Source organism: Bradyrhizobium sp. UFLA05-108 (assembly GCF_059803455.1).
Genome location: NZ_JBANAZ010000214.1, coordinates 1 through 893, shown reverse-complemented (window position 1 = coordinate 893; position 893 = coordinate 1). Strand labels below are relative to the sequence as shown.

Genomic DNA, 893 nt, shown 5'->3' with positions numbered 1-893 from the left:
CAAATTCAGGTTATCGACCAGGCACTAAAAATGCCCAGGCTTCATACCCGTAATCGTGAGCATCGAGCATTCTCGTTGAGTTTTTCACTCGACGATAGCGGCAATATACCCATCTGAAGCCTTTAGGTGCTGGTTTGCTCATAGCATACCCTCCATCCCAAAAAATCATCCAGTTCTTGGCTGATGAAGATAAAAAGGCTACACTTCGATTCCCCAATCTAAGTTTTGCCCTTACATCATCAGCTCAATGCGGTCGACGGATGACTTCACCACATTGATTTTTTAGTTGTAAGATCACTTACCTTTCCCGCCACTCCCGTTTTTAGTTGGATCAACTAACTTATATGTTTGACCAGCTTTAGGAGTTGGCGGTAATGGCTCTCCCTTCACGACAGTTCGCTCCACCCCTGTCGAGGCGCCCCTAGGCCCAATAATCTCATACTGCCCTGAACGCTTAGCGATATTCCCAGACTTCATACATACCTCACTTCGTCACCAAAGCACGGAATTGTGCTTCTAAAACTATTGTATCATTTACAGCCAAAAAGTCAAGCTATAGATCTACTAAAAGTATTGCTAGAGAATTACCACGGTATTGCTGAAGCGATACTTTTAGACTATACTTACCAACAATAGAAACGCTCAAATTTCTAACAAACACTACTCAACAAGAAAAGAGGGAGCCACTATGCTGAACGAAAAAATTAGAGAGCTAAGAACTGATCGAGGACTTTCACTGGAGCAACTGGCGAATCAGATTGGTTCAACGAAAAGCTACATTTGGGAACTCGAAAAGAAACCGGAGATAAAACCATCTGCTGAAATAGTGTCCAAGCTTGCGCACGCATTAAATGTTACTATGGACTCGTTGATGGATGAGCAGAAGGAAAGCG

Annotated in this window: 1 protein-coding gene; it reads left to right on the top strand. The window is 43.2% G+C overall.

The window, feature by feature from the left end; all coding sequences use genetic code 11:
• Positions 1–688: 688 nt before the first annotated feature.
• A partial coding sequence (locus tag SO140_RS46055) for a helix-turn-helix domain-containing protein (protein ID WP_498544214.1) occupies positions 689–893 on the top strand: 205 nt, incomplete at its 3' end.